The organism is Halorubrum salsamenti, assembly GCF_007671685.1.
GTDB lineage: Archaea > Halobacteriota > Halobacteria > Halobacteriales > Haloferacaceae > Halorubrum > Halorubrum salsamenti.
In genome coordinates, this window is record NZ_VCNL01000001.1 from 504,456 (window position 1) to 525,991 (window position 21,536).

Consider the following 21,536-nt stretch of genomic DNA (forward strand, 5'->3'; position numbering starts at 1 on the left):
TACGCCGCCTAACGCGTGTCGACGGCGACCTCGAGACCGCTTCGGCGAGGTCTCGACCTCGGTCACAGATCCACAATCACGGGACCTCGGTCACGCGTCCCCGTTCGAGAGGAGCCCGGTGTACATCAGCCGGCGAACGATCGCGACGAGCCCGTTGTCGAACCCCCTCCCGAACACCGCCTGCTCGTGATCGTGGCCGATCCCCAAGTCCTCGTGAAACGAACTCACGAGGATCGTGTTGCGGTCGACGAGGAGGAGCCGGCGGATCACCGTCTCGTCGCCGGTCTCGGCCGAGCTACTCAGCCACTCCAGCCCGGAGGCGAACACCTTCGCGCCGGGGAGTTCGCGTTCGACGCGCTCTCGCAGCGGCTCGTCCGTGATCCCGATCACGACGCTGACGTCTCGATCCCCGGCGGCCTGCAGGCGTTCCTGTAGCTTCGGGGTGTACGCCGACTCGTCGCCGATCACGAGAATGACCTCGTCGCCGGACTCGTCGACGAGCTGTCGGGTCCGGCTGGTTATCGCCGAGTCCCCGGACAGCGACCACACCTCGTGGGTGACCTCCGTCTCCTCGGACGGGGCCGCCGGTTCGATCGTCCGGAGCGTCGCCCGGAGCGAATCGGTGCGTTCCTCGTACTCGCGCCTGAGCGTCTCGGCCGCCTCGTCGATGGAGACGGCGCGGAACCGCTGCGGGTTCGCGTGCTGGATCTCGACTAACCCCTTCGTTTCCAAGACTCGGACCGCGTCGTAGACCCGCGTGCGGGGAACCTCGGAGATCTCGCTGATCTCCTTCGCGGTCCCCGTCGGGAGCCGAGTGAGAGCGACGAACGCCTTGGCCTCGTACTCTTTAAGTCCGAGCTCTTGGAGCAACTCGATCGCTTGTTCGTGATTCGATAGATCATTCATGGGTCCCAACCATTCCGCTACTGACAATTGAGTAGCTACTGCGGATTTGATCTCCCACGTGAAAATCACTTCCCCTTCTGAACCCCCATCGGCGCCGAACCGCACACGCGGTGACTCCATGATCGTCCCCTATCGCGGCGCTCCGGGCTCCGAAGAGGCGTCATGGAGAGGAGAGAGATCGGCGCCCGATCGGCGCCAGTGGTCACCACAGCGATCTCGTCGGGGTCAGATCCGATCCGAATTAACTCATATAATCACAATAAGAATATATCCCGGGGACACGAAACGGTCGATGGCACACGGGTTCAGATAGGGTCCCAACCACTCTGCGCCCGCGTGCCCGACTACCCCTCGGGTAGTCTTCGACCGAGAGGACGCCCCTTCAGATGAGTTTCAACAATTCGGACGACCCGCGATCGACCGCCGTCGACCAGCTCGAAGCGTTCGGCCTGAGTACCTACGCGGCCAGGACGTTCGTCGCGCTGGCCGGTCTCGGCGAGGGGACCGCCAAGGACGTGAGCGCGCTGGCGGAGGTCCCCCGTACGCGCGTCTACGACGCGACCGCCGAACTCCGAGAGCACGGTCTCGTCGACGTTCAGCAGTCCACGCCAAAGCGGTTCACCGCGGTGTCGGCGGAGACCACCGGTCGACGGTTCCGCCGGGAGTACACGCACCGGGCGGACGCGCTGACGGAGGCGCTCGACGGGATCGAGCCGGTGACACCGAACGCGGAACAGCGCGGCGTCTGGACGGTCACGGGGCGGGAGATGGTGTCGGACCGGGTCGTGGAGTTCGTCGACGGCGCGAGCGAGGAAGTCGTCCTCGTGACGCTCGACGCCCTCCTGACCGACGACGTCGCCAGCGCCCTCCGGAGCGCGACGGACCGTGGCGTCGCCGTCCGGGTATGCGGGATGGATTTCTCGGCGACGGAGGGGAGCGGCGATCGCCTGCCGGACGGGTGCGGCTTCGAGTCTTCCCGGACGTGGAGCGGGGTCCCCGCCGGGCGGCTCCTGATGGTCGATCGCAGTCGGACGCTCGCGAGCGTGGTGGTGGACGGCGACGGAGAGCACCCGCCGGGCGAACGCGACGAGACCGCGATCTGGGGCGCCGGCGACAACAACAGCCTCGTGGTCGTGCTGAAAGCGATGTTCGCGTGGCTCAACGGCGAATAGCGAGCCGGTCTGTCACCCGTGTCCTTACAAACGTTCTTCCCCTCGGCGCCGTGATGCAGCATATAGTGGCTGACACATCCCCGGGGAGCGACGACGCAGACGGGATGGACGACTGAGATCAGCACTCGAATGGATATGACTTTCAATACCGTGAACCAAGCGGGAGACGTGGAAGATAGTGAGCCGTCGGATACCGTTCAGGCCGCGTGGGACAGTTCCGGATCCCCAAGTATGGCCGTCATGGAGGCGGTCGCGGCCGCGACCGGACGGAACACGATGGAGATGCCGAGTCTGTACGACACCCTCGACGTCGAAGCGCTGGACGGCCTCCTGACCTCCGAACGGGCCGCGGCGAACGGAAACGTCGCCGTCTCGTTTACGTACGACGGGGCGTACGTCTGGATCGACAGCAGTGGCGCGATCGAAATCGACCCGAACGCGGCTCGTTCCGAGTAAGGCGGTGGTGCCTCCGAGTGGGCCCCAGGGCCTTCGGGCTTAAATAACGGTCGTGACCCGGAGGTAGACGACGTATCCGAACACCGCGAAACAGACCGCGACGAGCGCCCGGAGCGGGAGCCACCACCGCTCGCCGCTCTCCGTCGGCGCGTACAGCTGCATGACCGACAGCAGGCCGATGAAGGAGACGACGAAGAAGTTCTGCGGAGTGAACGCGTCGAGCGCGACCAACACGCCGAGCGACGCGAGCAGCCACGCGATCAGCGTCACGAGGAACCCGTCGCGGTGTTCGGAAGCCATTGAGCGGGGTACCGCCTCGACACGGGTTGTTATATCAGCGCTAACCGGCGGGTCGTGGCGACCGGTCCAGAGTCAGCGTCGGCCGCGCCGGAGACCCCGCCGGAGACAGCGCCGATCGCCGCCGAACCCGGCACTGCGGCGCTGACGCGGTCCGTGATGCGGCCGCGATCGCGGTCCGGTACCGAGGGACCGAGCGTTATCTCGGGTATTACTACACGGACTAGGTCACTGTGTCGGGACAGGTACCGCCCGCGGGCGCTGTCGCCTGTGACCCCGCGGGCCGCCGGATTTCGATACGACATGTACGACGACACCGGGACGCTGTGGACGAAGTGGTTGGCGGCCGTCGGGACCGCGTGTCTGTTGGGGGCGGTGTGGTTCCTCTACCGGGTCCCGTCCGCGACCGGCTACGAGGTCTCGATATACCGCGCGTACCCGACGCTCTTCTGGGTGTTCCTGGTAGCGGCGATGTTCGTCGGCCAGCTCGTCGTGCTGCTGGCCGGGACCGCCGACGGACGTGACGCGGCGGACCTGCTTCCCGGGGCGGCGCTCGTCGTCGTTCCCGGATTCGTCTTAGTGCTGCTTCCGTACGTCCGCGGATATCCGGTGTACGGTCGGGGCGACGTGCTGACGCATCTCGGGCTTCTGCGAGACCTCCCTGAGCTCGGGATCGCCCTGAACATCTACCCCCCGACCCACATCCTCACCCAGGCGCTGTCGGCCGCGACCGGGCTGCCGGAGGTGAACACGATCAACCTCCTGTCGCCCGTGTTCCTCGCCGTCTACCTCGGCTCGATGGCGCTGTTAGTCGATCACCTGTTCGACGACGCCCGACGGCGGGCGTTCTGTCTGCCCGTCGTGCTGGTTCCGATCGGCGGCTCGGCCCACGTGACGGCCGTCCCGTTCGTCCTGAGCGTCCTCCTCGCCCCGTTCCTCCTCTACCTCCTCGTCAAGGAGCGGGGTTCGCACGCGGTCCCCGTCCGCGCGCTGGTGTTGATAGCGATCGCCGGCGTCGTGGTGTACCATCCGCTGACGGCCGCCTTCGCGCTGGTCGCCCTCGGCACCTACAGCGTCTTCAACAGGGTCCCGGTGATACGGACGCAGTGGAGCGGACTCCCGAACGTCACCTCGCTGGCGACCGTACTGTTCGTTTCCTGGTACGTGAAGTACACCGGGATCATCGTTCGGTTCCGGAACGTCGTCGACGACTTTCTGGGCCCGACCGGCGGCTCTTCCCCCCTCCAGTCCACCACCGAGACGGTCGAGCGCACGTCGCCCGACCTGATCGACCTGCTCAAGGTCGCGCTCATCCAGTACGGCGTCGACCTGCTGGTCTTCGGACTGGCGTCGACGTTCTTCGGTATCGCGGTCATGCTGTGGTACTACCGGAACGAACGACCGGCCGTCTTCACGTTCGCGTACGGGAGCACGACGTTTTTGTTCGGACTGATGGCGACGCTGTTCCTGACGAACGACCTCATCGCCGGGTTCGGTCGGCCGCTCCTGTTCGGGAAGCTGTTCGCCGCGTCGTTCGTCGGGGCGCTGTTTCATCTCGTCTGGCGGCGGTCGGACAGGATCGAGGTGCGCACCGTCGTCAGCGTCGTGTTCGCCGGGCTGTTGTTGGTGACGATCATGCTGTCCGTGTTCGGAATGTTCACATCCCCCATTGTGTTCGACAAGAACCACCAGGTCACCGAGATGGAACTCGACGGGACGGAGTGGCTGTTCGAGAACCGGGACTCGGACCACCTCATCGACGAGCAGGGGATCCGCCACTACCGCTTTTATCACTACTACTACGGGACAAACCAACCGGACGAAACGATCCGCTGGGAAGGAGCGTCACCCCCGGATCACTACAACTACACCGTTAACGAGCGGCTCGGCCAGAGCTACGACGACGACAGGTATCTGCTGTTGCCGCGGGCGGGACGGATCACGTATCCGGAGCGGTTCCCGGACTACCGCGAGCAGTGGCGGTTCGTCCCCGAGGACTTCGAACGACTCGAAGTCGATCGATCTGTCAACCGCGTGTACGACAACGGGGAAGTGAACGTGTACCTGGTCGAGTCCGGATCGGCGCCCGCCGAAGCCGACAGCGGGACGGACGATACTGACATGGCGGCCGGAGGCAACGAGACGGCCGGAGGGAACGGAACAGCCGGAGCCGACGGCGAGATCCCCAACCGGATCCGAGCGAAAACGAGATAACACCTCGTTAACAGCGCCTTAATATCGTCCTAACTGCTCCACGGACTGGGAGAATTCCCCGCAAAGCCGCACCTCGACGCCGAAACCGCCTCTCCGTCGATCCGGTTAGTGAGATGAACAGTCATCAAGTGATGAACATATAAGTAACGATATACTTATTGCGGTTAACCTTGGATTACCATCCGCAATGGCACACAAGCTGGCACACAACGGCGGTAGCGACCGCTCTACGACGTCATCTGACGATGGCCGGAAACGGCGACTTACCCGGCGGCAGTACGTTAAGCTCGGCAGCGCAACTGCAGCGAGTCTCCTGATCGGCGGGGCGTCGGTCAGCGGGTCGACGGGCGCGACGACGGACACCGGCGAGCTCTTCTGGACCGACTTCAGCGACGGATCGCTATGACGGTCCTGAACGTCCAAGATTTCGGCGCGGTCGGGGACGGCTCGACCGACGACACCGCCGCGATCCAAGACGCGATCGACGCGGCGGGCGACGGCGACGAGGTGTACGTCCCCGCGACCGGGAGCTCCTACCTCGTGACGGGATGGGACAGCATCATCGACGTCGATTCGTCGAACGACGGCGTCCGGCTCTACGGCAACGGCAGGGAGAGCCGGATCGAGTACGCCGGCGGTAACGACGGACGGAACGTGTTCATGGTCAGCGTCGACCCCGGAGACGAGGGCCTCGAAGGTTTCGTGCTGGAGCACCTGACGCTCGACGGGGGACTCGACAGCGTCGACGGCGACCCGAACGTCGCCTCGGCGGTCCAGGTTCGGAGCCCGGAATCCGGCGCCGAGGGCAACGTGGACATCACGGTCCGCGACGTGCGGGCGACGAACTGCTACGGCAACGGCATCGACGTCGGCGCCGCGGGAACGACGGTCGTGAACTGCACGGCCGAGAACAACCGACAGCACGGGTTCGGGATGGAGACCAGCTACGACCCGTTCCAGGACCCGCCCGTCCGGTTCGAGCGCTGTCTCTCTCGTGGAAACGGCTTCGGTGGGGGGTACTACGGCATGGACCTGTCGGGGGGAAAGGCCGTGGCCGAGGACTGCGTGCTCCGCGACAACGAGGGCGCGGGCGCGACCAAGTGCTCGGTCGGGAGCGAACACATGGTGTACCGGCGCTGTCGGCTGGCGAGCAACGAGGGTCACACCTTCCAGAACACGAGCGGAGAGGGCGCGACCGTCGTCTTCGACCGGATCGTCGCCGAGGACAACGTGGACTGCATGCGGCTGACGGAGGACGGAGTCTACCGGGTCCCGGCGGGCTCGGAGCTCGTGTTCGTCGACAACGGGCCGGACGTTCGCGGCGGGCTGTACCTCACCCACGAGTCGGTGTTGGAGGCCGGCGACGCGACGCTCTGGATCAACGGCCAGACCGGCGGGGCCGGCCTGCGCGCCAGCTCTGACGGGAGCGGGAGCCGCGTCGGGACCTACTACCACGCGAACAACGAGGACGGGGCGGTCTCGAACGATCAGCACATCTCGTTCGGGACGGTCGCGAGCGATCTGAAGACCGACCTCGACGCCGTTCCGACCGCCGATCAGGTCGGCGCGTGGACCGGCGCCAAAAGTGACGCCGGTAGTGACGACGGGACGACCGACGACGGGTCGACCGACGACTCGCCGTTCGAGGCCTGGACCCCGCGGTGGGACGCCGACGCCAGCGACTGGGGCGTCGTCGCGGGCGACGAGTACGAGGGCGGGCACGCGCTCCGGTACGACCACGACGGCACGGACGTGGCCCGGCGGGCGATCTCCTGGGACGCCGTCGGCACCCCCTCGGACGTCGAGGTCCTGGACAGGGTCCGGGTTCCGTCGTTCGACGCCGACGGGGACCGCGGGTACCACGCCCGGGTGCACCTCCGGTCGTCGTACGCCGGCGGGGAGGAGCTCGGCTACTGGATCGAACTGGAGGACGCCGAGGACGGGTTCAGGCTGGCCAAGTACTCCGCCGACGGGATGGAGACGCTGGCACGGTTCGGCACGCCCGCAGAGGGGACGTTCTTCTACCGCCGGTTCCGTGCCGAGGGCGACCGCCTCCGGGTCAAAGTGTGGGAGGCGACCGAGTCCGAACCCGACGGCTGGGACGTCGACACCACCGACGCGGACCACGCCGACGGGTGGGTCGGGCTCGGCTCCTTCGACCCGGGCGCGTTCCAGACGGACGTGCTCGGCGTCGCGACCGACGGCGGAACGGTCCAACTCGAGTCCGACGCTGCGCAGCCGACGGTGTCCTGGCGGGGTCCCGTCGACGGGGACACGGTCGGCGGGAGCGTTCCGGTGCGGATCGAGGCCGCGGACGGCGCCGGGTCCAGCGAGGGCGTGACCGTCGAGTACCGAGCCGCCGGCGGCTCCTGGACGGCGACGACCTACGACGCCGAGAGCGACACCCACGAGGCGACGTGGGACTCCACCGACGTCGCCGCGGGCGACGTCTCGCTCGAGGCGCGCGCGACGAGCGACGACGGGTCGACCGCCGGCGCGACGGTCTCGGTGACCGTCGACAACGACCCCGAGGTCGTCTCGCTGGAGGCCCGGGACCTGACGGCCGACGGAGCGACGCTCGCCGGCGACCTCCGGGACCTCGGCGGAGATGATGAGGTCCGCGTGCGCTTCGAACTGCGCGCCGCGGACACGGACGCCTGGACGGCCGTGGGCGGCGAGACGCTCGGTTCGCCGTCGGAATTCACGCACATCGTGTCGGGACTCAACCCGGGCGGCGCGTACGAGTTCCGCGCCGTCGCCGACGGGGACAACGCGACCGTTTCCGGGGAGGCCGTCCCGTTCGCGACGCGCGAGGACGCGGACGGGAACGACGCACCGACGGTCGATCGGTTCGAGGTCACCGATCGGAGCGGGAACAAGTGGACGCGGTTCGACGTCGACTGGGCGGTGACCGACGGCGACGGCGACCTCGACGCGGTCGTCTCGACGCTCAAACGCAACGGCCGAACGGTCGCCGCGGAGAGCACGACCGTGTCGGGGGACTCGGCGAGCTACACTCACGTACTCCGCGTTCGCGGGAAGGTCGACGCCGTCCACCTCTGCGTGAACGACACGTCGAACGCGACGGCGATGCGGAAGCGAGATATCTAACCGGTCGACGAGCGTCCAACGCCTCCGAGGCGTCGAACCCGCGGTCTGGGTGTTTGCCTCCTCTTAACTATCCCTCGCTGTCCCCAAACGACGCCAATGGTATCTCGCCGCCGTGCGCTCTCTCTCTTGTCCCTCTCAGCCGTGGCGCTGGCGGGCTGTAACGCGAGGGACAGCGGTTCCGGGGCCGAATCCGATCCCGACACGCGCGACGACGCGGTCTTGGACATCCGCGACTTCGGAGCCGCCGTCGACGGGACGACCGACGACACGCAGGCGGTCCGGGACGCGATCGACGCGGTCGGTGAGGGCGGCACCGTCTACTTCCCGACCGGGACGACGCTCGTGTCGGCGGACGACAGGACGGCCGAAGGGGCGAAGGCGATCGAGGTCCGCGGCGACGACCTCCCCGACGACGTGACCTTCCGCGGCGACGGCGAGGGCTCCGTGGTCCGGCTCGCCGGCGGCCACGAGGACAACCACGGGCTGTTCTCCTGGAAGCCGGAGGGAGGGATCGTCGGGCACGTCATCCGAGACCTCACGGTCGACGGCAACCGACACGAGCAGCCCGCGGATCCCGAAAACGACAAGAACGGGCTGAACCTCGGCGTGAGCGAGGCCACAAGCGACGAGTCGACCGTCGACGTCACGTTCCGCGACGTGCGGAGCGTCGACGCCAACACCGAGTGTTTCACCTTCCTCCAGGGCGGCTGCGTCGCGGACCGATGCACCGCCAGCGGCGCCGGAAAACACGGGTTCGGGATCGACACGTACGACAACGTCGGTCCGGCTCTGCCGCCCGTCGTCGTCCGGAACTCCCACGCGTACGACTGCGACGTCTACGGGATCGACTGCTCCGGGGGAACGACCCTCGTCGAGGACTGCGTCCTCGAGGAGAACGGCTGGGGAACGAAGACGACCGCCCACGTGGTCGAAGCGACGTTCCGACGGGTGCGGATAGCGAACAACGAGCAGCTCGGGTACCAGCGGAACGACGTCCCGATGGAGACCGAGGAGACCGCGACGGTACGCCTCGACGACGTCGTCGCCCAGTCGAACGGCGATCAGGGGTTCCGTTTCGGACGGGACACCGAGTACGCGGTCGGGACCGTCACCGCGCTCGGGAACAACGGCGCCGGAAACGGGAGCGGCAACATCGCGATCATGGACAACGCGAGCGTGACCGCCGACGAGATCCGCTCGTTCAACGCCGAGTTCGGTGCCGGTATCCACTACTGGAGCTCGGAGCCGTCCACGATCTCGCTGTACGTGAACTTCGGGAACCGGAACGGGCCGTTCGACGGAGAGCTCGAACGGCTCGCCGTGCGGGCCATCGACGTCGACGTGCCGAACGACGTCGTCGACTCGATCGCGACCGGCCCGGTGCCAAACTCGTCGGATGTCGGCGCGGGAACGGGCGACTGACGGAGGGCACGACCAGAACCGCTCCGAGCGAAGCGACTCCGACGAGCGGTGCCGTCGCCGACCGAGTTCCGCCCACGAGGTAACCGGACGGATATCGCGGCGTACCCCCTCTATGATCTCTATATATATGTGGGTAGCAGCGGCACACTCGGTATGATCGGGCTCTTGGGAGAGGTGGAACGGGTCCGGCGCTCGCAGGGCACGCTGACGATGGTCCGGGAGGGCGTGAACTACCTCGCGTGGCGCGGGTCTCCGGTGCTGTGGCCGCTGTTGAACCGCGGTCGGGCCGTCAGCCACCGGCTACGGTACGACGCCCCGACGAGATTGTACGAACCGATCTTCGTCTCGCCGTCGGAGATCACTCGATACACGTGGGGCGTCTCCAAGACCCTCGGGCTCGGGACGGTCCGCGGCGGCGACTGGGAGAGCGACTCGCTGCCGCTCTCCGAGAAGTGGGAGTGTCGGGGACTCGAACAGCGGTTCGTCGGCGAACTCGACTGGGGGGACACGGAGTACGTCCGGTATCCCCGCCGGGAGTACTTCGCGAAGGGAGAGGACATCTGGGGATACAGCTCCGAGGAGGAGTTCATCGATCACCGGTGTCGCTACGTGGACCGGCTCTACGAGAGCATCCGGCAAGACGGATACGTGCGGTCCGAGAACGGGACGAACGGGTTCCCGGGCATGGACATCCGCCGGATCGGCTATCACCACAACTTCGACCCGCTGATCTGTATCGGGGCGGACGGCACCGTATATCACCGGGACGGCTACCACCGGCTGATGATCGCTAAGGCCCTCGACCTCGACGCGATCCCGGTGCTGGTGCTCGCCCGACACCCGGCGTGGCAGGCGGTGCGTGAACGCGCGTACTCCGGCTGGCTCGCCGATACCGATCCTGCCCGCACGCACCCCGACATCGCGCCGCTGCTGGATTAGCGGACGTATATACATAGCCGGTGGTCCCGACGGACACAGACATGGAAACACCACCGCGCGGCGATCGAACCCGGTCGGCGGATCGGGTTCGGACGGCAGACCGAACCCGGTCGACGGACCCCGACAATCGCCCCGTCCCGGCGGCGTGACCGACATGTTCGACGGAAGCACCGGAACCCCTCTCGGTCTCTCTGCCGGGGTCTCGCGCGGTCGATCCGTCGCCCACGCCGCGCGCCGGCGGCTCCCGGCGTTCGCGGACACCGGAAGCGACGAGGAGCACCTGTCCGCTGCGGCCGACTGGCTGTTCCGCAGCCAAGACGCGGCCGACGGAGGCGAGTCGGCCGCCACGTACAACCGTGATCTGGCCGCGTACACGGAAACCCTACCGATGAGCGACCGGATGGAGGCGTCGCCGTGAGCGACCGGTTAGAGGCGCTGCGGCGAGTCCCGTTCGTCCTCTCCGCCGCGCGATCGGCGGGGAAGCTGGTCAACCACACGGTCCCGGACCTGCTGCGTCCCGACGTCGACCCCGCCGCGGTCGACCGGTCGGCGGTCGATCCCGCGGCCGCCGCGCCGGCGACCTCGCTCGGACCGGGGGCGCGCGACGAGACGGACCTGCCCCTGACACCCGCGGAGATCCCGGCCGCGCGGAATCCGGCGTTCACCGCGGAGGACGTGACGGACTTCGGGTCGGTGGACTTCGTCGCGGACCCGTTCATGCTTCCCGGACCGGACCGCTGGCACCTCTTCTTCGAGGTGTGCAACTACGCCCGCGACCCGGACGCCGTCATCGGGCACGCGACCAGCCCCGACGGGCTCCGCTGGGAGTACGACCGCGCCGTGTTGAACACCGGCGAGCACCTCTCTTTCCCCTACGTGTTCGAGTGGGAGGGAACGCGCTACATGGTGCCCGAGGAGGGCGGATCGCATGGCCGGTCGATTCGGCTCTACGAGGCGACGGACTTCCCCGGGGAGTGGGAGCCCCGCGCGACGCTCGTGTCCGCGGACCACCGCACCGACGACACGGTCCTGTTCAGGTGGCGCGACCGCTGGTGGCTGCTCGTCGGCGACGGAGACGTGGCCGGAATCCGGGCCTACCACAGCGACTCGCTCGTCGCCGACGACTGGGTGCCGCACGGGGACAACCCGGTCGTCACCGGGCGCCCCGCCGCGTTCCGGCCCGGCGGGCGGCCGATCGTCGGCTCCGACGGCGTCGTCGTCTTCTTCCAGGACTGCGAGCGGCGGTACGGCGAGGCCGTCCGCGCGTTCGAGGTCACGGATCTGGGACCGGAAACGTACGCCGACGAGGATCGACCGGAGTCGCCGATCCTCGAAGGGACGGGCGCGCGGTTCGGCTGGAACTCCGGCCGGATGCACCACGTCGACCCGTGGTACGTCGACGGCCGCTGGCTCTGCGTCGCCGACGGCAACGTCGCCAACAGCGCGGTGTTCACCGGTCGCCACTGGGCGCTCGGGATGTACTCGGCCGACTGAGCGCAGCGCTCACCGGCGGACCGCGTCGACGACCCGCGACCCGAGCGTCGCGGCCATCCCGATCCCGTCGGCGACGAACGGTAGCGGGTCGTCGAGCGAGAGCAGATCGAAGTTGGGATTCCGGTACAGCGAGGTCGCCAGCGCGGCGACCTCGCGGCCGATCGGAGGCGGGTCGCCGTGGCCGTCGGCCCGAAGCACGTTGTAGAGGTACGCGAACTCCCCGCTGAGAAGGTGCGAGCCGACGCCGACCCGGTATTCGGGCAAGCCTCCCTCCGGACGCTGCCCGGCGGCGAGGGCGGCGTAGTGACGCGGGAAGTCGACGCCGGCGTGAACCGGAAGCGCCAGCGACCCCCAAAACCGGGGGTTGATCTCCATGAGCCTGAAGGAGCCGTCGCGCGCGTCGCGCCGGAACTCCACCATCGCCGGGCCGTGCCAGTCCAGCGCCGACAGGAGGGCGGTGCCGTGCTCGCGCAGTTCCGCCCCGTCGACCGCCTCCCGGTAGACGCTCGCGCCGCCGGAGTAGGTGAAGCTCCGGATCCGGCGGTGCTGGAACGTCGCGACCGGCTCGCCGCGGTCCATCAGCGCGAAGAAGCCGTACTCCCCGTCGCTCGGCACGAACTCCTGTGTGACGGGCACGTGGCCCATCTCGTCGACGACCGACTGGACCGGCGGTCGCTCCCCGGCGTCGAGGAGCCGGACGTCGGGCTCGTGAGAGCCCCCGCCGTCCTCGTCCACCACGATGGTGTACCGCGGTTTGACGACCAGCGGCCCGTCGTCGTCCGGCCAGTCGGTGAGCGGTCGCGTTCGCGGGACCGGGATGTCGAGGCCCTCGGCGATCGAAAAGAGGGCCCGTCGGTCCTGCGCGCTCCGGAGCGTGTCGAAGTCGGGCCACACGGGGTCGAGGTGCGTCGAGAGCTCCTCGCGCCGCGACGCGAGCGCGTACGCGTCCGCCTCGCGCAGCGGGAGGACCGTCGTCACGTCGTCGCGCGCGGCGAGGTCGACCAGCGCGTCCGCGTACCCGCGCATCGACTCGGTCGGGTCGGGGACGTCGACGGCCTCCGCACGGTGCTTCGACGAGAGCGCCGGGGACCGCTGGCCGTCGGACGCGAGGACGGGCGCGACTCCCGCACGGGCGAGCGACCGCACCGCGACGACGCTGCTCTGAGTGCCGATCGCCGGGACGACCGCCGCCGGCCGGTCGGCGGTCATCGCTCGGACTCCAGCGTCTCGGCGAGCCCGTCCACCGCCCGGACCACGTCGACGTACAGGGTTCGGAACCCGTCGAGCCCCTTCCCGTACGGGTCGCTGATCTCGTATCCCTCGCCCGAAAAGATCCCGAGGAACCGCGTCTTGTCGTCGAGGTCGCCGAACCCCCGACGGAGGTCGTGGTAGTTGAGAAGGTCCATCACCACGATGAGATCGCTCCGTTCGAGCTGCTCGGCCGTGACCGGCTTCGAGCGATGGTCGGAGAGGTCGACGCCGAGCTCGTCGGCCACCTGAACCGCGTCGTCCGGGCTGGCGCGGCCGGCCGTCGTTCGGAGTCCGGCGGAGTCGACGGAGAGCCCGTCGATCCCCCGGTCTGCGGCCACCGATTCGAGGTATCGCTCCGCGAGGGGGCTCCGACAGATGTTCCCGTAACAGAGGAACAGCACGTTCAGGTCGCTCGACGCGGCGCCGTCCGGCGGCGATACGTCGAGGACCGACGGCGACCGCGCGAGCGCGAGGCGCAGGCGCTGGGTTTCGATGGCGGCGTGATTCCGTGCGGCCGAGAGGTATGAGCGGATCATTGATGAGCGGGCGTTGGTCGGGCGCGACCGGTGGGGCCGCGGTGCTAGATATCGGAGTAGAGCGCTCCGAGACGCTTCGTTACGAAGACGCTAATCCGCGGACGAGGAGTCGAACCGACCGCCAGTGGTCACGCGGAGGAGACCGGGAATCGGTGTCGACCGACGGAGAGAGCCTCGATCCGCCGATAGCCGGCGGATACCTTTATCGGCCCCAGACGGAGGGGCAGTCGAGCCGTTTCGAATGTACACCATCCTCGCGAGCGCCGTCAACCACCCGGACACGATCGAGCGCTACACCGGCCTGTTCAACCACCGCATCCTCCGCTCGCTCGCGGAGGCCGGCACCGACTTGAACGTGGTGTCGCCCCGACCGTTCGCCCCGCCGATCGGTCCGTACGCCGAGTACGGGTCGATCCCGACCGTCGAAGACTGGGGGGCGTACGAGGTCCGTCACCCCCGGTTCTGGTACCTGCTCCCGAAGCGGTTCTTCTACGGGCTCGCCGGCGACTCGTTCGCCCGACGGGTTCCCCCGTACGCGGACCGAGCGTTCGAGACCCCCGACGTGGTCCACGCCTGTCACATCTATCTCGACGGCTACGGGATTCTCCCGTACGTCCGCGAGCACGACCTCCCGCTGTTCGTCGTCGCCCACGGGACGATCCTCAACTCGTACGACGACCTCGCGCGGGGGGTCCGCGAGCGCGTCCGCGAGACCGTGAGGGAGGCGACCGGCGTCCTCTGCGTGAGCGACGCGCTCGCCGAGCGCGCGGGCGAACTGACCGACCCCGCGAAGGTCTCGACGGTCCCGCTCGGCGCCGACCCGGAGCGCTTCCCGGTCGACCGGCGCGAGGAGCTCCGGCGCGAACTGGGCGTCGACTCCGACGCGACGGTGGTCCTCTTCGTCGGGCAGTTCCTGAAGCGCAAGGGCGTCGAGGAGGCGATCGACGTCGTCCGGCGCGTCGACGACCCGGACGCGACGTTCGTCTTCGTCGGCCACGGCGGCGACCTCGCCGACGAGGTGCGCGACGCGCTCGCTGACACGGGACGGTCCCCGCGGCTCGTGTTCGACGGCCTCCCGCCGGTCGCGCTCCGCCGGTGGTTCGCGCTCGCCGACGTGCTGTGGCTGCCGAGCCACACGGAGGGCCGACCCACCGTCATCTACGAGGCGATGGCGAGCGAGACCGCCGTGTTGGCGTCGTCTGTCGGTGGGGTCCCGGAGCAGGTGGTCGACGGCGAGACCGGACTGCTGGTCGATCCGGTCGACGTCGACGGGCTGGAGGCCGGGCTCCGGTCGCTGCTCGCGGACCGGAACCGCACCCGAGCGATGGGGCGAGCGGGCCGCGACAGGCTCCTCGAACGAGGGTGGACGTGGGAGGCCCACGCCGAGCGGGTCCGACAGCTCCACGAGGGGGCGATCGAATGAGGGATTCGACGGGTGAGCAGGCGACCGACCTCTCCCTCCTCGTCTTCACCTCCCACCGACCCGAGGAGGTCGTGGAGCCGCTCCGCGAGACGGCCCTCGACGTGGCCGTCGTCAGCGTCGACGACGGCGGGTCGCTTCCCTCGCGGTCCGTGGCCACCGTCCGGCGGACGCGGCGCGCGCTCGCGGCGCACGACCCCGACGCGGTCCTGCTCGACTGCTACGAGGCGATGGGCGCGCTGGTCACGCTGCTGGCGGACCGACGTGGCGTCCCGGTCGTCGACCGGCTCGTGGGCGACACGTGGCTGCGGTTCGAGAACGGGACCCGGGAGGCGAAGGCCGACGGGGAGTGGGGGCGCGTCGCGGCCTACCGAGCGATCCTCGGGGTCGACGAGTTCGTCTTCTCCCGCGCGAGCGGGTTCGTCGTCGTCTCCGACCAGCTCGGGGAGGTCGTCCGCCGGCGGACCGGCTGTCCTCCGGACCGCGTCGGGAAGGTGCCCGTGCCGGCGCCGGGGGGAGGAGGGAGGGCGGAAGAAGGCACGGAGGCGGAAGGAGGCACTGGGACGATCGCGCCGTCAGACGACGGCGACCGGTTCGGGGTCGACGCGGACCGCGTCCTGCTGACGGTGACGAACCTGAAGTACCGGGCGAAGCTCCGCGGGGTCGAGACGGCGCTGGAGGAGGTTCTCCCGCTGCTCGAAGCCGACCCGGACCTCGCGTACGTCGTCGCCGGCGGCGGCGAGTACGCATCGGAGTTCCGGGCGACGCTCGACGAGCGCGTCGACGACTCGAACGTTCGGCGGCGGATCCGCGCGCTGGGGTTCGTCGACGGCGTCGCCGACCTCTACGCGCTGGCGGACGTGTTCGTCTACGTCTCGTACCTCGACGGCTACCCGCGCGTCGTGCTGGAGGCGCAGGAGGCCGGGCTCCCGGTCGTCGCGAACGACGCGTACGGGATGCGCGAACAGGTCCGAGACGGCGAGAGCGGGTTTCTGATCGACCCGGGGGAGACCGGAGCGCTTCGCGAGGCCGTCTCCGATCTCCTTGCGGACCCCGAGGCCCGACGCCGATACGGGCAGCGCGGCCGCGATCGCGTCGCGAGAGAGAACGCGCCCGAGGTGGTGGGACGACAGTTGGAGGCGTTTCTTCGGCGGCTGATGACGGACCTCGACTGATCGGCGGCTCTCGTCCGGTTCCCCCCCCGAGATGTTGACTACCCGCCGTGGACGTTGTTGCGCTTTTTTAGGCACAGGACAGAGCGAATATATAGCTACTAACGGCTGCTTATTTATTTATCAACAAGTTTGTATAATTACCATAGAATATTATAGTCATTAGTTAACATGTGTGCTATGCTGGGGTACAGGCCTAACTCGGAGGAGACGGATCGCGCACTGAATGCGTTGTCTCACGCCGGTCGCCGTCGGTTGCTGTTCGAACTCTACGAGCAAGCGGACGCGGAAGGGGAGCGCGTCTGCTATACCGACATTCCGCAGTTCAGGGCTCAGAGAAGACGCGTCCTACTGTATCATTCCCATCTCCCCAAACTCGAAGCGGCCGGATACATCAACTGGAACGAGGCCGAGAAGACGATACAGAAAGGGCCTCAATGGGAAGAGATCGAACCGCTTCTCGAACTCATCTATACGCATCTGTACGAACTCCCGCCGTTTCTCCAAGGGAAACCATCTGACAATACCGAAACGCAATGCTAAATCGTTCGTCCGCTGTCGACCGCAGGCGGGCGGAATGAACCATCGATCACGGCCGTAACGGAGCCTCATCCTTCGAGTTCCACCTACTCGTCCGCCGAGTCCCGCCTACCCGTCCGCCGAGTCGATCGACAGCAGCGACCGCACCTCGCCGTCCGTCGGCTTCGTGACCGCGATCATCGGCCGGAGCAGCTCCCGGCCGTACTCGGGGAAGTATGGGGACGCCGTGAGTCGCACGCGCTCCGTTCCGGGGAACCGAATCGACCCGAGCCGCTCCCCGTCCGCGCGGATCGCGAAGCCGTCCGTCCCGGACCGAAGCTCGCTGTCGGGGCCGGGATCGGCGTCCGGCGCCGCGTCGGGGGGCGTCACGGGCGATCCCCGCACGTCGACGTCCGGATGGAAGTGGTAGCGGACCGTGTACGTCGCGTCCGGATCGCCCGTGACGCGGTCGGTGATCCGCCAGCCCGACGCCGACCCCGACGCCGCCTTCCCACCCGATACCGACGCCGCTCCCGACACCGCCGCCATCGTCGATATCGATCGGCGGTGTTCGTACGAGGGGGCACCGAACGAGTTCCGGGCGTGGCTGGCGGCGATCCGGTCGCTCTCGTCGGCGTCGACGGTGACGCTCGTGCGCTTGCCCAGCATGTAGCTGCCGCCGGTCGGAATTGGCTCGACCCCGTCGTACTGCGCGGTGTTGTGGGCGGCGACACTGCGGGCGTACTGCCTGCGCGCGTTCGCCCCGTAGTCGTACACGCCGGTGTCCGCGAGCACCTGTCGGCCGTCGATCCACAGCAGGACGCCGAGTTGGTCGTTGTGCGAGTGCGCCGGGAGATGCGGCGGTCCCACGTCGCCGACGTCGAAGAGGAGAGTCCCGTCGCCCGTGGAGAGCGTCCGATACCCGGAGCCATCGGGGTGGTGTCGCGAGCGCGACGACGGCGTCAGCGAGCAGGCCCGACAGTACGCCAGACAGGAGGCCGCGCGGATCGCCTCCCCGCGGACCGAGTCGTTCAACAGCGGGATTTCCCCCGAGGGCTCGACGAGCGACGAGAGGAACCCCATGGCGTGTTCGGCAACCGTCCCGACCGCGGTCGTCGGGAGCCCGACCGCCGACAGGAGGTCGGTCGCGGTCGCGTACCGCCGGAGGACCGTGACGTGGTACATCGGGCTCCGCTCGAAATGCCCGCCGTCGGCGAGGAACTGTCGGTTTCCGGCGCGTTTGAACAGGTCTCGCCCCGTCCGCACCCATCCGGTGTCGTGGTCCCGGAAGAGCACGCCCGCAACGATCAGCGCCGCGGCGTTCTCGATCAGGTGGTTGCCGCCGATCTCGTGTTCGACGTGGTTCGCGAGGAACAGGGCGTTCCGGTAGATCATCCGCACCAGTCGATCGGGGGCCTCGGCCTCGTCGTCGCCGTCGCACCAGGCGACGTAGCGGGACCAGCCGAGTATCCGAAGCGACACCGAGTGGGGCGTCCACGAGCGGCGGAGGTAGGCCTCCTCGCCGATCGGGCACGACCCGCTCCAGTCGTACGCCTGCGCCTCGAGCCGCGACCGGACGCCGTCGAGCCTCGCCGGCGACTCGTGGCCGAGTACGAGCCACTCGAACCCCTCGAACGAGGCGAGCTTCAGCCGCCAGAAGAGCGGCTCCTCGTCGATCCCCTCGTGGTCCCAGTCGATGCGGTCGCCGAACGATATCGTCCGGTCGAGGTACGTGTACCGACCGTCCGCCGCCTCGTCGGCCGCCGCGCGGTAGTCCGCGCGCTCGGTTTCGGAGAGGCTCTCCCGGAGCCGATCGAGATTGGCGCGGATCGGGTCGGGCGTGATGGAGAGATCGTCGGGGACCCGTCGGTCGTACCGCTCGTCGAAGTCGATCGGGAGCCGTGGAACGACGGCGTGTCGGAGCCGACGTTCGACGATCCCGGCGAGCTGGATCGGCTTCATGTTGTAGACCGTGTGAGACGCGACCGACCACTCTCCGGGCCGTCGGAGCAGGCCTCGCCCGTCATCCGAGCCGTCGCGTTTGAGGTCCGAACCGCCGCGGTCCCACTCCGATTCGGCCGGCGTCTCTCCGCCGGCCCCGCGTCGCTCCGCGGGCGTTCGGAACGGGTCGCTCATCGGCCGGTGACCTCGTCGAGTATCCGGCCGAGTTCGCGAGCGACGGCCCCGCGGTCGTACCGCTCGACCATATGCGCCCGTCCGCTGTCGCCGAGCGCGTCCCGACGCTCCGCGTCCGACAGCAGGTCGTCGAAGGCGACCGCGAGCCGTTCCGGGTCGTTGTCGACGAACAGGCCGCCGCCCGACTCGTCGATCAGCGTCTCGACCTCCCCGATACCGGTGGCGACGACCGGGAGCTCGCAGGCCATGTATTCGTACGCCTTCGTCGGCACCGCGTACTCCAGCGTGTCGTCGCGTTTCAGCGGGGCGACGCCGATCATGGCCCCGTCGAGGACCTCCGGGATCGTCTCCCGGGGGACGAGCCCGGTGAACTCGACGCGGTCGCCCACCTCCTCCTCGGCGACCAGCCGCTCCAGCCGGTCTCTCGTGTCGCCGCCGCCGACGATCCGGAGTAGTGCGCCCGGCGACGAGACCGACGACATGGCGCGGATACAGGCGGCCAGATCCTGCGCGTGGCCGACGTTCCCGGCGTAGACGATGGTCGGCTCCCGGTTCGCTCCGTCCGGCCGGAACGTCTCGGTGTCGACCCCGTTCGGCAGGTGACGAACGGACCGCTCGTCGACGCCGTACCGGTCGACGAGGTCCTCGCCGAGCACCGTGGTCGTGACGGTGACGCGGTCCGCTGTCCGGAGGACGATCCCCTCGTACCACCTGCTGGCGCGCTCAACCACGCTCCCTTCGTCGATGAATCCGAGACCGACGGCGGCGTCGATCCAGAGGTCGCGGACGTCGACGATCCACGGCGTGTCCGTCAGCAGGCCGAACGGGAGTCCGGCAAGCCCGGTGAAGATCGGCGGAGAGGAGGTGACGATCGCGTCGTACTCGCGGTGATTGAACAGCAGCCAAAGCAGCGCGTGCAGCGGGAACAGGACGTAGTAGGCCATCCGAGCCAGGAAGCCGGGGTCCTCCGTCGCCGGCTGCCACGCCCAGAGCCGATGCGCGGTGACGCCGTCGACCGTGCGCGAAGTTTTGCGTTTCCAAGTGCGGGAGAACTGCCCGTGGGGGAACGCGGGCGGCGGGGCCACCACCGTGACGTCCCAGTCGCCCTCGGCGAGGTGCACACAGGTGTCGCCTACCCGCGAGGCGTTGCCGGACCGATCGGGCGGGTAGTGCTGGGAGACGACGACGACGCGTGGGGAATCGTCCGCCATCCGTTATCGCGTCGGCGAGGGCGGCCGAGTCGGTGAGGACCGCCGGATCGGGTGTCGTTCGGTGGGCTGTCCTCGACCGGGCGGCCGACCGGTCGGTTGGCGGCGGATCGAAGCGAGCTGTGGGTTCATGGTCGGGGCGATCGCCCGTCCCGATCGGACGCGGCGTGTCACTGTCCCGGCGTACCGCCCTCGAGGGTATTGTTACGGAGTCGCTAAGCCGTCACGGGCGCCGGTTCCCGTGGCGGCGGAGGACTCGGCGACCGAGCCGTCGCCCTACTCCTCCGAGGTGAGCGTGTCGAGTCCCGCCGCGAGGCCGACGGTCGGCTCGTAGCCGAGACGCTCGCGCGCTCGCGAGATGTCCGCCCTGCTGTGTCGGACATCGCCCTCGCGGGCGTCGGTGTGGACGATTTCCGAGTCGCTCCCGACGGCCTCCCGCACGCGCTCGGCGAGTTCGGTGATCGTCGCCGACTCGCCCGTGCCGACGTTGTAGCCGACCCCCACCTCGTCGGTCTCGGCCGCGAGGCGGTTCGCCCGAACCACGTCGTCGACGTGGACGAAGTCGCGGGTCTGCTCGCCGTCTCCGTGGACCGTCAGGGGATCGCCGCGCCGCGCCTGTTCGAGGAACGTGTCGATGACGCCGGCGTAGTCGCCGCCGGTCTGGCCGGGGCCGTACACGTTGAAGTATCGGAGCGCGACCGTCTCCACGTCGTACAGGTCGTGGTACAGCCGGGCGTAGTGGTCGCTCGCGAGCTTCTGGAGCCCGTACGGCGAGGCGGGATCGAGCGTCGCCGTCTCCGGGACGGGGACGCCGTCGGGGTCGCCGTAGATCGCGGCGCTCGACGCCAGAACGACGCGCGCGTCGTGGGTCCGGGCGGCCTCCAGCACGCGCAGCGTGCCGGTCGCGTTGACGGAGTGGCTCTCCAGGGGGCGGTCCACCGAGTCGGCGACGCTCACGAGGGCGGCCTGATGGAACACCGCGTCGACTCCGGCGACCGCCTCGTCGAGGACCTCCCGGTCCCGGATGTCGCCTTCGATCGCCCGGACGTCGTCCGGCACGTCGGACCCCGGGTCCACGTCGAGCACGCGGACCTCGGCGTCACCGCGGAGCGAGTCGACGAGCGCGCCGCCGATGAATCCGCCGCCTCCAGTAACGAGCACACGCTGTGCGTCCATGATAGCTCCCGGTTCGCCCGACGCCGGGTTTAGTAGGCGGTGCCTTTCGGGGACGGAATCGGAGGATCTGCGTCGAACTCGCCGGCCGCGACGACCGGCGTGGCGGT

19 protein-coding genes are annotated in these 21,536 nt (G+C 68.6%); 12 read left to right on the forward strand and 7 right to left on the reverse strand.

What is annotated here, in order from left to right; all coding sequences use genetic code 11:
• Positions 1-90: 90 nt before the first annotated feature.
• Positions 91-906, reverse strand: a complete 816-nt coding sequence (locus tag FGL94_RS02570; RefSeq protein ID WP_186313317.1) for a TrmB family transcriptional regulator — start codon at positions 904-906, stop codon at positions 91-93.
• Between the two features lie 386 nt (positions 907-1,292).
• On the opposite strand from FGL94_RS02570, the gene FGL94_RS02575 reads away from it, so the two are divergent.
• Positions 1,293-2,078, forward strand: coding sequence for a TrmB family transcriptional regulator (locus FGL94_RS02575; RefSeq protein ID WP_144920642.1), 786 nt, complete (start codon positions 1,293-1,295; stop codon positions 2,076-2,078).
• 231 nt (positions 2,079-2,309) lie between these two features.
• On the forward strand, positions 2,310-2,534 hold the full coding sequence (locus FGL94_RS02580) for a HalOD1 output domain-containing protein (protein WP_241659110.1): 225 nt from the start codon (positions 2,310-2,312) through the stop codon (positions 2,532-2,534).
• 39 nt (positions 2,535-2,573) lie between these two features.
• Here the strand turns inward: FGL94_RS02580 and FGL94_RS02585 are convergent, their stop codons facing one another.
• Positions 2,574-2,834 carry a hypothetical protein gene (locus FGL94_RS02585; protein WP_144920646.1) on the reverse strand — a complete coding sequence of 87 codons (261 nt, stop codon included), beginning with the start codon at positions 2,832-2,834 and terminating at the stop codon, positions 2,574-2,576.
• A 300-nt stretch (positions 2,835-3,134) separates the two neighbouring features.
• Here FGL94_RS02585 and FGL94_RS02590 point away from each other — a divergent pair, with 300 nt between their 5' ends.
• The 7 genes from FGL94_RS02590 (at position 3,135) to FGL94_RS02620 (ending at position 12,011) form a co-directional block, all read left to right on the forward strand.
• A complete protein-coding gene (locus tag FGL94_RS02590; RefSeq protein ID WP_186313318.1) occupies positions 3,135-5,045 on the forward strand; it encodes a hypothetical protein in 1,911 nt (636 codons plus the stop codon).
• Positions 5,046-5,232: 187 nt separating this feature from the next.
• Entirely contained in the window at positions 5,233-5,451 is a 219-nt protein-coding gene (locus FGL94_RS02595) for a hypothetical protein (protein ID WP_144920648.1), read from the forward strand.
• A complete protein-coding gene (locus FGL94_RS02600; protein ID WP_144920651.1) occupies positions 5,448-8,156 on the forward strand; it encodes a right-handed parallel beta-helix repeat-containing protein in 2,709 nt (902 codons plus the stop codon). The genes FGL94_RS02595 and FGL94_RS02600 overlap by 4 nt, the downstream gene beginning before the upstream one ends.
• A gap of 126 nt (positions 8,157-8,282) precedes the next feature.
• Positions 8,283-9,578, forward strand: a complete 1,296-nt coding sequence (locus FGL94_RS02605) for a glycoside hydrolase family 55 protein (RefSeq protein WP_241659112.1) — start codon at positions 8,283-8,285, stop codon at positions 9,576-9,578.
• Between the two features lie 153 nt (positions 9,579-9,731).
• The gene (locus FGL94_RS02610) at positions 9,732-10,517 is read left to right on the forward strand and encodes a ParB N-terminal domain-containing protein (RefSeq protein ID WP_144920656.1); all 786 of its coding nucleotides are present in this window, start codon (positions 9,732-9,734) and stop codon (positions 10,515-10,517) included.
• A gap of 154 nt (positions 10,518-10,671) precedes the next feature.
• Positions 10,672-10,935, forward strand: coding sequence for a hypothetical protein (locus tag FGL94_RS02615; RefSeq protein WP_241659114.1), 264 nt, complete (start codon positions 10,672-10,674; stop codon positions 10,933-10,935).
• Positions 10,932-12,011, forward strand: coding sequence for a glucosamine inositolphosphorylceramide transferase family protein (locus tag FGL94_RS02620; protein WP_144920657.1), 1,080 nt, complete (start codon positions 10,932-10,934; stop codon positions 12,009-12,011). Before FGL94_RS02615 ends, FGL94_RS02620 begins: the two co-directional genes overlap by 4 nt.
• Before the next feature lie 9 nt (positions 12,012-12,020).
• Here the strand turns inward: FGL94_RS02620 and FGL94_RS02625 are convergent, their stop codons facing one another.
• A complete protein-coding gene (locus tag FGL94_RS02625; protein WP_144920659.1) occupies positions 12,021-13,220 on the reverse strand; it encodes a carboxylate--amine ligase in 1,200 nt (399 codons plus the stop codon).
• Positions 13,217-13,798: a low molecular weight protein-tyrosine-phosphatase gene (locus tag FGL94_RS02630; protein ID WP_144920661.1), complete on the reverse strand. Its 582-nt coding sequence runs from the start codon at positions 13,796-13,798 to the stop codon at positions 13,217-13,219. The genes FGL94_RS02625 and FGL94_RS02630 overlap by 4 nt, the downstream gene beginning before the upstream one ends.
• Before the next feature lie 241 nt (positions 13,799-14,039).
• Here FGL94_RS02630 and FGL94_RS02635 point away from each other — a divergent pair, with 241 nt between their 5' ends.
• From FGL94_RS02635 to FGL94_RS18525, 3 genes are all read left to right on the forward strand, one after another.
• Positions 14,040-15,221: a glycosyltransferase family 4 protein gene (locus FGL94_RS02635; RefSeq protein WP_144920663.1), complete on the forward strand. Its 1,182-nt coding sequence runs from the start codon at positions 14,040-14,042 to the stop codon at positions 15,219-15,221.
• Positions 15,218-16,393 carry a glycosyltransferase family 4 protein gene (locus FGL94_RS02640; protein WP_144920665.1) on the forward strand — a complete coding sequence of 392 codons (1,176 nt, stop codon included), beginning with the start codon at positions 15,218-15,220 and terminating at the stop codon, positions 16,391-16,393. The genes FGL94_RS02635 and FGL94_RS02640 overlap by 4 nt, the downstream gene beginning before the upstream one ends.
• Positions 16,394-16,570: 177 nt before the next feature.
• Positions 16,571-16,933, forward strand: coding sequence for a DUF7344 domain-containing protein (locus FGL94_RS18525; protein ID WP_144920667.1), 363 nt, complete (start codon positions 16,571-16,573; stop codon positions 16,931-16,933).
• Between the two features lie 105 nt (positions 16,934-17,038).
• On the opposite strand, the gene FGL94_RS02650 is transcribed toward FGL94_RS18525, so the two are convergent.
• From FGL94_RS02650 to FGL94_RS02660, 3 genes are all read right to left on the reverse strand, one after another.
• The gene (locus FGL94_RS02650) at positions 17,039-19,045 is read right to left on the reverse strand and encodes an alginate lyase family protein (protein WP_144920669.1); all 2,007 of its coding nucleotides are present in this window, start codon (positions 19,043-19,045) and stop codon (positions 17,039-17,041) included.
• The gene (locus FGL94_RS02655) at positions 19,042-20,256 is read right to left on the reverse strand and encodes a glycosyltransferase family 4 protein (protein ID WP_144920671.1); all 1,215 of its coding nucleotides are present in this window, start codon (positions 20,254-20,256) and stop codon (positions 19,042-19,044) included. The genes FGL94_RS02650 and FGL94_RS02655 overlap by 4 nt, the downstream gene beginning before the upstream one ends.
• 273 nt (positions 20,257-20,529) lie before the next feature.
• On the reverse strand, positions 20,530-21,429 hold the full coding sequence (locus FGL94_RS02660; protein ID WP_144920673.1) for an NAD-dependent epimerase/dehydratase family protein: 900 nt from the start codon (positions 21,427-21,429) through the stop codon (positions 20,530-20,532).
• Positions 21,430-21,536: the final 107 nt, after the last annotated feature.

Coding starts and splice junctions, on each gene's coding strand:
- FGL94_RS02625 (WP_144920659.1), bottom strand. CDS start 13,220: ATGACCGCCGACCGGCCGGCGGCGGTCGTCCCGGCGATCGGCACTCAG.
- FGL94_RS02615 (WP_241659114.1), top strand. CDS start 10,672: ATGTTCGACGGAAGCACCGGAACCCCTCTCGGTCTCTCTGCCGGGGTC.
- FGL94_RS02580 (WP_241659110.1), top strand. CDS start 2,310: ATGGCCGTCATGGAGGCGGTCGCGGCCGCGACCGGACGGAACACGATG.
- FGL94_RS02585 (WP_144920646.1), bottom strand. CDS start 2,834: ATGGCTTCCGAACACCGCGACGGGTTCCTCGTGACGCTGATCGCGTGG.
- FGL94_RS02600 (WP_144920651.1), top strand. CDS start 5,448: ATGACGGTCCTGAACGTCCAAGATTTCGGCGCGGTCGGGGACGGCTCG.
- FGL94_RS02595 (WP_144920648.1), top strand. CDS start 5,233: ATGGCACACAAGCTGGCACACAACGGCGGTAGCGACCGCTCTACGACG.
- FGL94_RS02655 (WP_144920671.1), bottom strand. CDS start 20,256: ATGGCGGACGATTCCCCACGCGTCGTCGTCGTCTCCCAGCACTACCCG.
- FGL94_RS02630 (WP_144920661.1), bottom strand. CDS start 13,798: ATGATCCGCTCATACCTCTCGGCCGCACGGAATCACGCCGCCATCGAA.
- FGL94_RS02575 (WP_144920642.1), top strand. CDS start 1,293: ATGAGTTTCAACAATTCGGACGACCCGCGATCGACCGCCGTCGACCAG.
- FGL94_RS02610 (WP_144920656.1), top strand. CDS start 9,732: ATGATCGGGCTCTTGGGAGAGGTGGAACGGGTCCGGCGCTCGCAGGGC.
- FGL94_RS02640 (WP_144920665.1), top strand. CDS start 15,218: ATGAGGGATTCGACGGGTGAGCAGGCGACCGACCTCTCCCTCCTCGTC.
- FGL94_RS02650 (WP_144920669.1), bottom strand. CDS start 19,045: ATGAGCGACCCGTTCCGAACGCCCGCGGAGCGACGCGGGGCCGGCGGA.
- FGL94_RS02590 (WP_186313318.1), top strand. CDS start 3,135: ATGTACGACGACACCGGGACGCTGTGGACGAAGTGGTTGGCGGCCGTC.
- FGL94_RS02570 (WP_186313317.1), bottom strand. CDS start 906: ATGAATGATCTATCGAATCACGAACAAGCGATCGAGTTGCTCCAAGAG.
- FGL94_RS18525 (WP_144920667.1), top strand. CDS start 16,571: ATGCTGGGGTACAGGCCTAACTCGGAGGAGACGGATCGCGCACTGAAT.
- FGL94_RS02660 (WP_144920673.1), bottom strand. CDS start 21,429: ATGGACGCACAGCGTGTGCTCGTTACTGGAGGCGGCGGATTCATCGGC.
- FGL94_RS02635 (WP_144920663.1), top strand. CDS start 14,040: ATGTACACCATCCTCGCGAGCGCCGTCAACCACCCGGACACGATCGAG.